Annotated in this window: 11 protein-coding genes; 7 read left to right on the top strand and 4 right to left on the bottom strand. The window is 66.7% G+C overall.

Annotated elements, in window-relative coordinates; genetic code table 11:
* Window positions 1-38: 38 nt before the first annotated feature.
* Window positions 39-503, top strand: coding sequence for a thioredoxin family protein (locus ON44_RS44495; protein WP_040701406.1), 465 nt, complete (start codon window positions 39-41; stop codon window positions 501-503).
* Window positions 500-1,531 carry a glycoside hydrolase family 172 protein gene (locus ON44_RS44490; protein WP_040701404.1) on the top strand — a complete coding sequence of 344 codons (1,032 nt, stop codon included), beginning with the start codon at window positions 500-502 and terminating at the stop codon, window positions 1,529-1,531. Before ON44_RS44495 ends, ON44_RS44490 begins: the two co-directional genes overlap by 4 nt.
* Here ON44_RS44490 and ON44_RS44485 read toward each other — a convergent pair.
* Window positions 1,517-2,032 carry a hypothetical protein gene (locus tag ON44_RS44485; RefSeq protein WP_040701402.1) on the bottom strand — a complete coding sequence of 172 codons (516 nt, stop codon included), beginning with the start codon at window positions 2,030-2,032 and terminating at the stop codon, window positions 1,517-1,519. The two genes, ON44_RS44490 and ON44_RS44485, sit on opposite strands and share 15 nt — an antisense overlap.
* 67 nt (window positions 2,033-2,099) lie before the next feature.
* On the opposite strand from ON44_RS44485, the gene ON44_RS44480 reads away from it, so the two are divergent.
* The 4 genes from ON44_RS44480 to ON44_RS44465 all read left to right on the top strand — a co-directional run bounded on the left by ON44_RS44480 (window position 2,100) and on the right by ON44_RS44465 (window position 8,033).
* The gene (locus tag ON44_RS44480) at window positions 2,100-3,098 is read left to right on the top strand and encodes a zinc-dependent alcohol dehydrogenase family protein (RefSeq protein ID WP_040701400.1); all 999 of its coding nucleotides are present in this window, start codon (window positions 2,100-2,102) and stop codon (window positions 3,096-3,098) included.
* On the top strand, window positions 3,098-4,510 hold the full coding sequence (gene xylB / locus ON44_RS44475) for a xylulokinase (RefSeq protein WP_040701398.1): 1,413 nt from the start codon (window positions 3,098-3,100) through the stop codon (window positions 4,508-4,510). The genes ON44_RS44480 and xylB overlap by 1 nt, the downstream gene beginning before the upstream one ends.
* 108 nt (window positions 4,511-4,618) lie before the next feature.
* Window positions 4,619-6,217 carry an esterase/lipase family protein gene (locus ON44_RS44470; RefSeq protein WP_040701396.1) on the top strand — a complete coding sequence of 533 codons (1,599 nt, stop codon included), beginning with the start codon at window positions 4,619-4,621 and terminating at the stop codon, window positions 6,215-6,217.
* 88 nt (window positions 6,218-6,305) lie between these two features.
* Entirely contained in the window at window positions 6,306-8,033 is a 1,728-nt protein-coding gene (locus ON44_RS44465) for an N-acyl-D-amino-acid deacylase family protein (RefSeq protein ID WP_040701394.1), read from the top strand.
* 103 nt (window positions 8,034-8,136) lie between these two features.
* Here ON44_RS44465 and ON44_RS44460 read toward each other — a convergent pair whose 3' ends face one another.
* The 3 genes from ON44_RS44460 to ON44_RS44450 form a co-directional block, all read right to left on the bottom strand.
* On the bottom strand, window positions 8,137-8,529 hold the full coding sequence (locus tag ON44_RS44460) for a hypothetical protein (RefSeq protein ID WP_040701392.1): 393 nt from the start codon (window positions 8,527-8,529) through the stop codon (window positions 8,137-8,139).
* 186 nt (window positions 8,530-8,715) lie between these two features.
* Complete coding sequence (locus tag ON44_RS44455; protein ID WP_245567566.1) at window positions 8,716-9,654, bottom strand: tyrosine-protein phosphatase; 939 nt, start codon at window positions 9,652-9,654, stop codon at window positions 8,716-8,718.
* 59 nt (window positions 9,655-9,713) lie between these two features.
* Window positions 9,714-12,131, bottom strand: a complete 2,418-nt coding sequence (locus ON44_RS44450) for a PEP-utilizing enzyme (RefSeq protein WP_157187636.1) — start codon at window positions 12,129-12,131, stop codon at window positions 9,714-9,716.
* A gap of 169 nt (window positions 12,132-12,300) precedes the next feature.
* On the opposite strand from ON44_RS44450, the gene ON44_RS44445 reads away from it, so the two are divergent.
* Window positions 12,301-13,776 (top strand): FAD-dependent oxidoreductase, encoded by a 1,476-nt coding sequence (locus tag ON44_RS44445; protein ID WP_040701472.1) that lies wholly within the window; start codon window positions 12,301-12,303, stop codon window positions 13,774-13,776.
* Window positions 13,777-14,069: the final 293 nt, after the last annotated feature.

Here is a 14,069-nt window from a genome sequence, read left to right as displayed (position 1 = left end):
GCAGGGTTGCACACAGGACAGTTATCGCGAGGACCTCGATGCCGACAATGACCGTGACCCGAAATAATTTCGATGCGACCATCGCGAACAGCCATATCGTGCTGATCGATTGGGGTGCGCAGTGGTGTGAGCCGTCGCGCCGGTTCGCCGAGGTCTTCGCGGCGTCCGCGGATCTGCACCCCGAAATCGTCTACGGCACAGTCGATATCGATGCAGAGAAGCAGCTGACCGAGATTGCCGACGTCTCGGCCTACCCAACGCTCATGGCCTTCCGCGAGGGCCTGCTGGTCTATTCGGAGGCCGGCGCCCTGCCCGCCGAAACAATGGAGGAATTGGTGCAGCAGATCCGCTGGCTGGATATGGACCGATTCCGGCGCGAACTGGCGCAGCTCTCGGCGAGCATCTCGGTCGGCGAACCCGAACAGCCGCCGACCACCATCGCCTACCAGAAGCGCGCGGGCCACGCCGCCGTCACCGACCGATACGGCTGGCCGGGGCTGTGACCGTTCTCGGATCGGCATCGGAGCTCTGGCGGCTCGACGCCGCGCGGACCCGCTCGATCAGTGCGGAGAATCCGACCGGCTCCCCCGGTGCCGGGGCGCGCGCTATCGAGGGCACCGGGGCACATGCGGCGCGGCTGCTCGGCCCCGGCTGGAAAGTCTCCCCGTCCATTCACCTCGGTGCGGGCGAAACCGCAACGCTCGCAGATATTTCCGGCGCGGGTGTGCTGCGCCACTGCTGGCTCACCACCGACCGCGCGGTGCTGCGGCAGCTCACGCTGCGCTTCTACTGGGACGACGAACCCGCGCCATCGATCGACCTGCCACTCGGCGATTTCTTCTGCAACGGCTGGGACGAACTGGCGCTGGTGCGGTCCGAGATGGTGGTCGTCGCGCCCGCTGGTGGTCTGAACAGCTTCTGGCCCATGCCATTTCGCGAGCACGCCAGGATCACACTGCACAACGGCAGCGACCGTGCGGTGCCGGTCTACTACCAGTTCACCTATTCCGAGGAGAAGGTGCCCGATTCCGCCGGATATCTGCACGCGCTACGGCGTCACAGCACGCCACTCGGCGCGCCCGCCCTGCACACCATCCTCGACGCGGTGCCGGGTCCCGGTCGATATGTCGGCACCTACCTGGCGATTCGACCCGGCGCACCCGGCTGGTGGGGCGAGGGCGAGCTGAAGTTCTACCTCGACGGTGACACCACCCATCCGACCCTCTGCGGCACCGGCACCGAGGATTACTTCGGTGGCGCATGGAATTTCGATCTCGACGGCGTCTACCGCACGTATTCGACACCCTATCTCGGCCTGCACCAAGTTCTGCCGCCCGACGAGATCTATCAGCCCCACCAGCGATTCGGCATGTACCGCTGGCATATTCGCGATCCGATCTGCTTCCAGCGGGAGCTGCGCGTCACGATCCAGGCGCTCGGCTGGCGCGACGACGGCACCTATCTGCCGCTGACGGAAGCCGATATCGCGACGACGGCGCTGTGGTATCAGAGCCACCTAACCTCGGTCTGACTCGTCGTCTTCGGGAAGTTCCATGGCAAGTAGTTCGTCCGCGCGGTTCAACGCATCGTCCATCGCCGACTCGATGCCGTCCATCACCGAAAGTCCGTCCAGCAGGCCGGACAGTTCGCGTCGGGTGGCTTCCAATTCCGCGACCGCCGGATCGACGCGATACCAGCCGACACTGTCGCGCCACCACGTGTTTTCGTCGATCCACGCCCACATGACATCGCGGACGAGCTTGGCATCGGGGGTGTATATCTGGAAGCACTCGTCCGATCCGGTGGCGCGGTGCTCGAGCTCGTACACACCGTCGGGCAGGAGGCGAGCCTGGATATAGGCATGCTCGCCGCGTTCGACCACGATCGCCGGATATTCCGGATCGGGTGGTTCACGCAGCAGATCGTCCAGCAGTGGATCCGTCAGGGCGGGCAGTGTGGTTCCGTCGCCCATGCGGACGTGCACGTCGGCGTGCCGGTCCGGGTCGTCGTTCACCGCGACAGTCTGCCTCATCCGGAAATCCGCGATGCGGCGGGTCGAAATGCGACGGTGCGGCGGGGTTGGGGTGCAAGGTAGTGCTATGCGTGCGGTCGTGATCGAAACGCCTGAGAAATTCGCCGTACAGAACGTGCCGGATCCGGCGCCCGGGCCCGGTGAGGTCGTGGTGCGGGTGGACGCGGTCGGCATCTGCGGCACCGATGTGCATATTGCCGATGGCGAATTCCCGCCGACGCCGTATCCGATCGTGCCCGGTCACGAGTTCGCCGGTTCGGTGGTGGCACTGGGCACCGGCGTCGACAGTGTGCGGATCGGCGATACCGTCGCGGTGGACCCGTCGTTGTTCTGCGGCGCGTGTCACTACTGCGCGGCCGGGCGCGGGAATCTGTGCGAACGGTGGGGCGCGATCGGCGATACCGTCGACGGCGCGATGGCCGAATACGTCGCGGTGCCTGCCGCGAATTGCTATCGGCTGCCCGAGACGCTGTCGACCACGCACGGCGCGCTCGTCGAGCCGTTGTCGTGTGCCGTACATGCGTTCGATGTACTGCCACATGCGCTCGGCGCGCACTATCTGCTGTACGGCGCAGGCACCATGGGTCTGCTGATGTTGCAGTTGGCGAGAGTCGCCGGGGCCGCGTCGGTGTCGGTGGTCGACATCAATGCCACGCGACTCGGGGTGGCCGTCGACCTCGGCGCGGACGCCACCGCCACCACCGCCGACGAATTCGACCGCCCGCAGGGGTGGGAGGTGGTCATCGACTGCACGGGCGCTATCCCCGCCATCGAGGACGGACTCGGCCGGGTGCGCAGAGGCGGGGTGTTCCAGCAGTTCGGGGTGGCGCCGGGCGCGGCGACCGCGTCGATCTCCCCGTTCCGGATCTACAACGACGAGATCACCATTGTGGGTTCGATGGCGGTGCTACACAGCTTCGGTCGCGCGGTGGAACTCATGGGCAAGGGCGTGATCGATGCGAACGCCATGATCACCCACAGCTTCGGATTGGCCGAATTCGCCGACGCGCTTCAGACTTTCCGCGGGGGCACCGGCCGCAAAATCCAGCTCAGGCCAGGTGCGTGATGGCCACCGTCGCGGGGGTCGACAGCTCCACCCAATCCTGCAAGATCCTCCTGTGCGATGCGGATACCGGCGAGATCCTGGACGAGGCGCGCGCGGCGCACCCGGACGGCACCGCGGTGCCCGCCGAATCCTGGTGGCAGGCACTGTGTTCGGCGGGCAAGGGGTTGTTGGATCGGGCCGATGCGGTGGCGGTCGCGGGGCAACAGCACGGGTTGGTCGCACTGGATGCCGATGGTCGCCCGGTCCGGGATGCGTTGCTGTGGAACGACATACGATCCGCCGATGCGGCCGAGACGTTGATCGCGGAACTGGGCGGCCCGCAGGTCTGGGCCGACGCTGTGGGCAGTGTTCCGCTGGCCGCATTCACCGTCGCCAAGCTGCGCTGGCTGGCCGACCACGAACCCGAACATGCCGACCGCACACATCGGGTACTACTTCCGCACGACTATCTGACCTGGCGGCTACGAGGAGGACCGACCGATCCCACCGTCGAACCGACCACCGATCGCGGCGACGCCTCTGGCACCGGATACTGGTCGCCCGCGACCGGTCGGTATCGCAAAGACCTGCTGGCCCATGCCTTCCGGGGCCGGAACCCGGAACTCCCTCGCGTCGCCGGACCCGCCGAGGCGGTCGGACGCACACCTGAGGGCGCACTCGTCGCGGCGGGTACCGGTGATAATGCCGGTGCCGCACTGGGTTTGGGTATCGCAGACGGTGACGTCGTCATCTCACTCGGCACCAGTGGCACCGTCTACACCCGTGCCACCGCACCGAGCGCCGATGCCACCGGTGCCATTGCTGGATTCGCCGACGCGACAGGCGCATTCCTGCCACTGGCCTGCACACTCAACGCCGCCCGTGTACTCGACTCGACCGCCCGATTGCTCGGCGTCGACCTCACCGGCCTGGAAGCCCTTGCTCGCCAAGCACCGCCGGGTTCCGAAGGCGTCGTCATGCTCCCCTACCTCTCCGGCGAACGCACCCCGAACTTGCCACACGCCACGGGAAGTCTGCACGGTCTACGACCGGAAACCCTGCGCCCCAGCCATATTGCGCGGGCCGCCGTCGAGGGCATGCTCTGCAATATGGCCGCCGCGCTCGACCATCTGCGCACCTCTGGAATCCCGATCCACCGTGTGCTGCTCATCGGCGGTGCCGCCCGCTCCGCCTTGGTCGCCGAAGTGGCCGCCCAGATCTTCGGGCTCACGGTCACGGTCCCGCAGCCGAGCGAATACGTCGCGCTCGGCGCGGCCCGGCAGGCGGCCTGGGCCCTGGGCGGCACCGCACAGCCCCCGAGTTGGCCCGCACGCACCATCGCCGAGGTCCGCGCGCCCAGCGACGGTGGGGCGATCGGGCGGCAGATCCGGACGGCGTACGAGAGCGCACGGCATGCCCTCTACGCTCGATGAATACGGTGCCGAAGGAAACACCGGTGGACGTATTCGCGATGTTGTAGTAGAAGTACCAGCGCATGCCGTCGACGGAGGATCGATGGCGCCGCACCTCGGGGGATCATCATGGAATCCGCGCACGCACAGCGCCGTCGACTGATCGTCTATGTCGCCGGTCTTTCCGAACCGCCGCATGCGGCGAAGGATCTCTTCGACAAATTGCGCCACGAGCCAGGGTACGGGCCGGACGAAGCCGTCTACTGGCAATTCCCGGAGCCGGTCACGCGGCTGAGCCGAGGGAGCCTGACCGCGCGCTGCCGCGATCTCGCCGATCGCATCGACGCCTTTTGGACCGGACCGCGCCAGACCGAAGAGGTCGTCCTCATCGGGCACAGCATCGGCGGCGTCATGGTCCGCTACGCCTTCCTGCAGGCACTGCGCGGTCTCGACGGCCCGCAATTGGCCTGGGCCGACGCTGTCTCCCGCATCGTGCTGCTCGCCGCGCCGAATCGCGGCGTCGATCTGGACCGCGCGCCTTGGCCGTTCCGGATGCTGGCCAAGGTGCTGGTGCCGCTGCTGCAGACGTTCACGGTGCTGGAGATGCTCTGCGGTTCACCGTTCATTACCAATTTGCGCATCCTATGGCTGCGCGAAATTGCCGATCTCGGCGATAAAGCACCGACAGTCGTACAGGTGCGCGCGCGCAACGACTGGTCGGTGAACAGCGAGGACAGCCGCGATCTGGAAACCCTGCCGACCGGCGTTCAGAAGCTGATGCCCAATGCGACACACGCCGATATCGCCTGCACCAGACGCAAGGTCCGCGAGGATTACACCGGACAGCGCTACGACATTCTGCGCTGGGCCATTACCGCGGACGTCGAATCCACCAACCCGAGCCCTTTACCCGAGCATGAGGCGAGCATCAAGTCGGTGGTGTTCGCACTGCACGGAATTCGATCGGGCAATGGCGAATGGCCGAACGAACTCGAGCGGAAACTGCACGAGCTGGAACCGGATGTGCTGGTGGTGACACCGTCCTACGGGAGGCTGTCCGCCTACAACTTCGCGCTGCCGTTCACTCGGCGCCGCAATCTGCGCTGGTTCGCCGATCAGTACAGCTACTTCCTGGCCCGGCATCCAGGGATTCCGTTCCACTTCGTCGGGCACAGCAATGGCACCTATCTGTTCGGGCAGTCGCTGAAGCAGATACCTGCGCTGGCATTCCAGAACGTCTTCCTCGCGGGCAGTGTGCTGCCCCGCGAATTCGACTGGGTGGAATGCGCCGACCGCGGACAGGTCGGCTCGCTGGTCAATGTGTGCGCCAGTGCCGATAAGCCGGTCGCCTGGTTGTGCAGCGCATTGCGCGGACTCGGCATGCGCGATGTCGGGGTCGGCGGTTTCACCGGATTCGATTCGGTTCCGCCCGGCACGCTGCAGGTCCGCTACATCAAGGGCGGCCACGGCGCGGCGCTCATCGCCAAGCGGCTGCCGGGTGTCGTCGGGTATGTCCACGACGGCGACGAACCCTGCGAAGCCGACCATGTCACGCCGGGCAAGTTCTTCGAGCTGATGTCGCGTTTCGCGCCGGTCGCGACCTGGTTGGCGGGTGGGGCGCTGATCGGCCTCGGCTGGCTCTCGGTCGCCATGCTCGGCCCGCTGGTCGGCCTCGGCATCATGGCCGGAATGCTGGTGGCGACCTACACGGCACTCGAGGTCGCCTGACCTTTTTCGAGAGGCCGACGCCGACCCGTGCGACGATGTAAGAGATACCGGTAGTACCGGTATCTCTTACATGGATGTGAGGGCTGAGATGGCTCGGTGCGATTTGGTGATTCGCGGCGGATCGGTATTCGACGGGCTCGGCACACCGCCGCGCCTCGCCGATATCGGAATCACCGACGGCCGGGTCACCGTGATCAGCGCCTCGGCATTGCCCGACGGTGCGCGGACGGTGGATGCGGCGGGCAAATGGGTGATGCCCGGAATGCTCGACGTGCATACGCATTATGACGCGGAGGTGCTCGGCAACCCTGGTCTCGGCGAGTCCGTACGGCACGGCGTCACCACTGTGGTGTTCGGGAATTGTTCGTTGTCGACGGTGTATTCCGAGGCCGAGGACTGTGCCGATATGTTCGCGCGGGTGGAGGCATTGCCGTGGGATGCGGTGCATGCCGCGGTCAAGGAGCACAAGGACTGGGACGGTCCGCATGCCTACACCCGTGCCCTCGCCGCGCGCCCGCTCGGTGCGAATGTGGCTGCGCTACTGGGACATTCGGATATGCGGGTCGCGATAATGGGGCTGGCTCGGGCCGTGGACGCGGCGGCGCGGCCGACCGAGGTGGAACTGGACCGCATGCGTGCGATGCTGTCCGACGCACTCGATGCCGGTTTCCTCGGGCTGTCCACCATCCGCAGTTCGTTTTCCAAATTGGAGGGCGTGCGCTTCCCAACCAGACAGCTGCCGTCGACCTATGCCACCTGGCGCGAATATCGAGCCCTGAACGATATTCTGCGGCAGCGCGATCGGATCCATCAGAGCACGCCCAACCTGACCGCCCGCGTCGAGATAGCGCGCTACTTCGCCGAGAGCGCGGGCCGACCGTTCCGTAAGCCGCTGAAGACCACCCTGATCGCGGGGATGGACGTCAAGGCCGATCGCACCGTCGCGCGGGCCGCCACGACCGCCGCCTGGATCGCGAATACCGTTGGCGGAGCACAATTCCGGTGGCAGCATCTGCCGGTGCCGTTCGAGGTGTACGCCGATGGTGTCGATCTGGTGGTGTTCGAGGAATTCGGCGCCGGCGTCGCGGCACTCAATATCCGCGATGTGATGAAGCGCGGTGAACTGCTCGCCGACGAGTCCTACCGGCGCCAGTTCCGCAAGGACCTCAGCAAGAAATACGGTCCCCGCGTTTGGCATCGCGACCTCTACGACGCCCAGATCGTCGCGTGCCCGGATCCCGAGGTCATCGGCAAGTCTTTCGGCGAGGTGGCCGACGACCGCGGCATCCATCCGGCCGACGCCCTGCTCGACCTCACCGTCGAGCACGGTGCGCAATTGCGTTGGCGCACAGTCATCGCCAATGATCGCGACGAGGTGATGGACCGGCTCCAGTGCTCCCCCGTCGTCCAGGTCGGCTTCGCCGATTCCGGTGCCCACCTGCGCAATATGGCCTTCTACAACTTCGGCCTTCGCATGCTGGAGCGCGTCCACCTGCGCGCCTTCATGCCGCTGGAGACCGCGATCCACCGGCTGACCGGCGAACTCGCCGACTGGTACGGCCTGGACACCGGCCGCTTGACCGAAGGCGCCCGCGCCGATATCGCGGTCATCGACCCGGCCGGATTCGACGGCTCCAGCGCCGCCTACGCCGAAGCCCCGGTCCCCGGAATCGACGGCCTGGACCGCATGGTCAACCGCAACGACCGTGCCGTCGCCGCGACCATCGTCGGTGGCCACCTGCTGTACGAATACGGGGACTTCGCGCCGGGTTTCGGCACGTCGATCCACGCGGGCACTTTCCTCGAGGCCCGGTAACCTGGCCCGAGTCTGCACGATCGGCAGCGATTCATACCGCCGGCGACCACGGACCGGTCGGCGCGGGCAGCTCGTGCACGACCACCATGACAGCGATCTCGACCTACTCGGCGACGGGGGTCTCGTGCACCGAACGCCACAGATAGCCGTGGTCGGCAATGATCAAGATCGCGGTCACGAGGCGGCGGGTCCGCACATCACCCAGCTGGTTCTCCGCCGTGAAACGCACGCTGACAACCGTCCCGCCGCGAGCCAGCTCTTCGATATCGGAAACCTCGATCTCCAACCCCGGCTGAGAATTCCGAGCCGACCAAACCCCGGCCAACAACGTATCGCGACCGACAACCTGCCCGACCGTGGTCACCGCCGAGAACCGCTCATCCAACGCATTGGCGAACCGATCGAAAACCTTCGGCGGCGCATCCGCCCCCATCCACTCAGCCAGATCCCAATGCAACCCCACAACCACATCCACCAAGTAAGGATCCACACCCATCCCGTCAATCTCAATCTCCGCAGCCCCCTCAGCCCACCCCAAAATCATATCCACCCCCCAAGGCACCGAACTGGACAAATGATCACGTGGAAACCACGGCGGCAAATCGCGACAGGCTCCCACCACCAGTTCCACCTGATCTTGATCGACTCCCGGTGCCACCTTCGCGGTGACACCGGCACGAGGTCAGTGTTTGGTGAGCATCTTCGCTTTCAGGGCTTCCAGGGTTGTGCCGTCGATTCCGAGACCATCGCTGAGGAAGCTGTCGAACGAGCCGTAGGACGCTTGGACCTGGTCGAACGCCGCGTCCAGGAATTCGCGCTGCACACCGAGGATCGGCTCCCAGAGCGCACGATCGGTCACCAAGCCCTGGGCGACGAGACCGTCCAGCAGCGCCTTGTTCCCGGCCGCCAAATTGTCGTTGGAGTCCGTGAAGTCGTTGTAGATCTGTCCCTTCGGCACATCGAGCGCGCTCATCAGGATCGCGGTCATCCAGCCGGTGCGGTCCTTACCCGCCGTGCAGTGGTACAGCACCGCCCCCTGCGCGGTCGCGATGTCCTTGAACGCCTGTGCGAACTGGGCGCGCGCGGTGGGATTCGAGACGAACCACGCGTAGTAGTCGCGCATGATCTTGGCGGCCTTGCCGTCGCCGAGCGCCTCCTGCTGGGCGGCCGGTCCGGCCTGGATCAGCCGTGCGACCGTGAGGTAGAAGTCATTGGCCGGATCGTAGACCGGCTGTTCGGTGCGGCGGATCGATGCCGGGAGCTTATCGGGATCGCGGCCGGTTTCGGTGGGGCTGCGGAAGTCGATGACCTGAGTGATGTTGAGCGACACCAGCTTCTGCTGTTCGTTCGCGTCGAGTTTGGCCAGTGCGTCGGAGCGGTACACGGCGCCGGTCGCGAGCTTGCTGCCGCCCTTGGCCGGATAGCCGCCGATATCGCGGGCATTCGGCGCATGCGCCAGACCCATCGGCCGATCGGCCTGGCCCGGGGACCGCAGCACCGGCACGGCCGGCCCAGCGAGCGCCGGACCCGCCGACGCCGGTCCGGCCAGCGCCGGGAGAACGCCGACCAGCACCGCGGCCGCGGCCGCGATCGTGCCGCGGAAAGCGCGCGAATTCTTCACGAGGGGTGATCCTTTCATCAAGGGCCGCATATGGTCTGCGACCCGAGTTCGGGCCGCGCTCAGTCGGCCAGCAGGGTGACCGTCCCGGCCGCGCCGTCCACGCGCACGCGCTGGCCGTCGGCCAGGCTGGTGGTCGCGGTCTTCGTGTCGACGACACAGGGAATGCCGAATTCGCGGGCGACGATCGCGGCATGGGACGCGGACCCGCCGATATCGGTGATCACGGCGGCGGCGTAGGAGAACATGGCGGTGTGGCCGGTGTCGGTGACCGCGGCGACCAGGATGTCGCCGGGCTCGATATCGTCATCCAGCGACAGCACCAGCTTCACCCGGCCCTCCACCACACCGGCACAGACACCGATGCCGGTCAGGCTCTCGTCGGCGGTGAGCGCGGCCGCAGCGGGTACCGGCTCCCATTGTCCGGCAATGACATCGGGCATCCTGATGGTTTGCAACCGAATGCGTTCCGCGCGCCTGCGGGCCACCTTGTCGGCCGCATCCGCTGGGAGACAGAAGATTTCGTCCAGCGTGAGATAGCAGGCGTCGTCGATCTCGCGCAGCCGGCCGACGCGCACGAGCCGATCGGCCCGCTCACGCACGGCAAGTCGCAGGCAGTGGGTGATCCGGACGACGCCGTCGCGTGCGCGTTCCCGGGCCACGGTGGCTCCCGCGGCCATCCGAGCCGTGCGACTCGGCGACGAATCCACGGAGTCGCGCTTGGGCGCAGGCATCTGCGCAGCGCGGGCGGCGGCGCTCACCAAAAGGGCGGGCCGGTCACGGAATGTCGGATTGAGCAGCTCACATTCACCGGGACCTCGGTGCCCGACCGTGGCCAACTCCGCGTCGAGCGCGGCGGCGAAGGCGGGTGATTTCGCCCGTGCCGCATCGATATCACCGGCGTGCGCCAGCTCGGCGAGATCGGCGTCGGCACGGCAGAATTCGGCCAGATGTTCCACCGCGAGCATGGGCTTCGCCGATTCCAGCCGAGTCAAGTCGATCGGAACCTCGCCGGCATTCTTGCCGCGTGCGTGGATGGCGGTGGCGGCGCCGGTCATCATCACACCGATCGCCGCGGCCTGCCACGCCTGGTGCAGACGATCGCGCCAGAGCAGTGCGCGGACGTGCAGCTGCTCATCGGACAGTTCGCGAATCTCGTTCGCGTTCAATGCTTCCGCATGAGATGCGGCATTGATCAGCTCGGCCGTCTTGCCGAAACGACGGGCGGTGGCGATGACCCGAGAGGTCGCGCGCGCGGTCGCCAGCGTACTGGCAAGTCCGGTCGGCATCGGCGGCTTGCCGTGCGGCTGCAGGGCGATTTCGGCCGGAATATTGCCGTAGGCGTCGCGGCGGATGCTCTCCTCATCCCAGCCCGGCATATTCTCGGCCGCGAGCACGCCGATCGAGGCATTGATGTAGATGTGATGTCCGAGCACCGTGGTGACCCGACTCGTCCAGTGTTCCAAGGCGATTCCGTCGAGTGCGATCATCTCGCCCATGGCCTCGTTGCTGAGGCGGATGGCGCCGGCCTGCAGGTCGATGGTCAGGGGTGTCATCGGGCCGGGCAATGCTTCGGAGGTGTTGGTTGCGGTGTGCACCGGGTAGCGCTCGTCGACCCGATCATCGAATTCGCCCTCGAGACCTTCCGGGGCGACATCGGTGAGCGGATGGTTGTCCGATGTGGCGGCACGAGATGGAATCACGTGTGACGGCAACGGGATTGCGCCCCTCCGCGTGCGGAAGCCGCCGCCGTCGGGCTTGCGGCCGATCATCCCGCGCACCAGATCGGCGATGACCTCGCGTGCCGTCCAGCCGCAGCGGAAGCCCCACTTCTCCTGTGCGACAGTGGGATCCAAGAGGGGTTGGCGACCCGACCAGCCGGGCGCCCAGGCCGAGTAGCGTAGGCCCGCTTCGCGCATCATGCGGCGCACCTCGTCGTTGGTGACCACGCCGGGGGCCGTGAGTTCGACGATCTCGAGCCCATCTTCGCTACGACCGGACGGCAGCGTGGTGGCGGCCAGTACCAGGAAGCGGTCCAGGTCGTCGCTGTGCAACAGTTGGAATCCGTCATCGGACTTCGAGCCGAGAATCGGCTCCAGTGCACGGCGAGTTTCGTGTCCGATCCGACGACCGGCGATCGGCGCGGTGCGCACCAGCACGCTATCCGCACCCGACGCGCGCAGCACCGCTGTGGCCTCGGCGTCCGAAAGCCGCGTCGAGCGCGGACTGACTGGAACCACCACCCGCGCACCGGCTTTGCGGGCGGCGGCAGCGATTTCGGCGAGCCCGCTCGCTGCCAGATGTACGACGCTCGCGCAGCCGTCGACAGCGTCGGTGTGGTCGGTCGTGAACCGCACCCGCGGATCGATATAGCGATGCCACCGCTGGTCCAGCCCGACCACTTCGTGCCCGGCGGCCGACAACATGCGCGCCACCGCGCGACCGCTCGGCTCGGTGATTCCGGTGACCAGGACCCGCATCGATTTCCTCTCCTCACTGGCGCCGGGATACGCGAACGTGACGCCGTTCACACACCATCGCGAGTGCGGGACGCCGCGATCGGTGCCAGTCCCACTGAACGGGAGTACTCGGCTCGACCATCGAGATGATCGATTCCGTCATCAGGTGGATGCGCGCAGCCTCGATGTCATGACGGTCCGCAAATCGGTCGCGCCGCGTGCCGCCGCCGAGGTGAAGTCCTATGACATCGAGACCGACGTGCTGGTCGTCGGGTACGGCAGCGCGGGGGCTTGCGCCGCATTCGAGGCCGCGACGGCCGGCGCCGCGGTCTTGGTGCTGGATCGGGCCGGTGGGCCCGGTGGTGCGTCGGCTTTGTCAGGTGGCGAGATCTACCTCGGCGGCGGTACGCCGATCCAGCGGGCGTGCGGGTTCGACGACAGTCCCGAACAGATGGCGGCATTCCTGGTGGCGGCGCTCGGGCCGGGCGCGGATGTGGCGAAGATCGTGCACTACAGCGAGCACAGCGTGGCGCATTTCCACTGGCTCGTCGATCGCGGTGTGCCGTTCAAACCCAGTCTCTGGGATGCTCCCGCCTGGGTGCCGCCAACCGATGACGGGCTCATGTGGCTCGGCGAAAACAGTTGGCCGTTCACCGAAATCGCTATCCCCGCCCCGCGCGGGCACCGGCCTACCGCGAATGACTTCGGCGGAAGGCTGCTGCTGGACTGTCTGGTGTCGGCGGCCGAATCTGCCGGTGTGACAGCGCAATACGACACCTACGCGACGAATCTGATCCTGGGCGAGGATGGCTCGGTGGTGGGCGTGGTGGCCCGACACTACGGCAAGGAGCTCACGATTCGGGCACGACGCGGATGTGTGCTCACCACCGGTGGTTTCGTCGACAACGACGATATGCTCGCCGCCCACGCGCCACGACTGCTCGGCCACACCAAGGTGAGCGCGGGCACCGACGACGGCAGCGGCATCCGCATCGCACAGGCCGCAGGCGCCGCCGTGCGGCATATGTCGGCCGGTCAGGTCGGCGCTTCCCTGATTCCGGGTTTCGCCGCGCGCGGGATGATCGTCAACCATCGCGGCCAGCGCTTCGTCAACGAGGACACCTATCCCGGCCGCATCGGCCAGGCCGCGCTGTTCGGTCACGATATGAACGTTTGGGTGGTGCTCGACGAACAGGGCTACGAGGAGGTACCCGAGCGGGAACGCTGGGGTGTGCGCCCGACCCACGTCGCCGAATCCATCGACGAACTCGACGAACTACTCACCCTGCCGCCCGGCGCACTCACCGCCACCATGAACCGTTACAACGAATTCGCTGCGCGCGGAACCGATCCCGACTTCCACAAAGCACCGCGCTGGCTGCGCCCACTGAGACCCCCGCTGGCCGCGATCGATGTGAAAGCGGGCGTCCGCCCGCCCTCGGAATCCGGCAACCGCCGCGGCACCGGCGCCTCCGTTTTCACCCTCGGCGGCCTCCACACCACCCTCGACGGCCACGTCCTCAACCTCGACGGCCTCCCCATTCCCGGCCTCTTCGCAGCCGGCCGCGCCAGCTCCGGCCTCCACGGCGAGGGCTACATCAGCGGCACCTCCCTGGGCGACGCCACCTTCTTCGGCCGCAAAGCCGGCGCCACCGCCGCGCGCTGACGCAATCAAGATCAGGTGGCACTGGTGGCGGGGGCTATTCGCGTTTTGCCGCAATGGTTTCCACGTGATCACTTGTCCAGCCGGGGGCGCGGAGCGGTTTTCCCAAGGGTGGCAAGGGGATGGCTTTGCGTGGTGGGGTGGCGGCGGCGACCATGCTAGTTCGCTGCTCTTCGGCGGTCGTGCGGGAAGGTGAGATGGATGCGGCTGATCATGATCGATGGTGAAGCCGATGGCGGCGACGCGCTGGTGCAGGGGCTCGAACTGCACGGTCATCAGGTGGAGCGTAAGCATCG

This window comes from Nocardia vinacea NBRC 16497, from assembly GCF_000308835.1.
Taxonomy (GTDB): Bacteria; Actinomycetota; Actinomycetes; order Mycobacteriales; family Mycobacteriaceae; genus Nocardia; species Nocardia vinacea.
The sequence above is the reverse complement of the archived record's forward strand: the minus strand, read 5'-3'. Positions and strand labels throughout refer to the sequence as shown.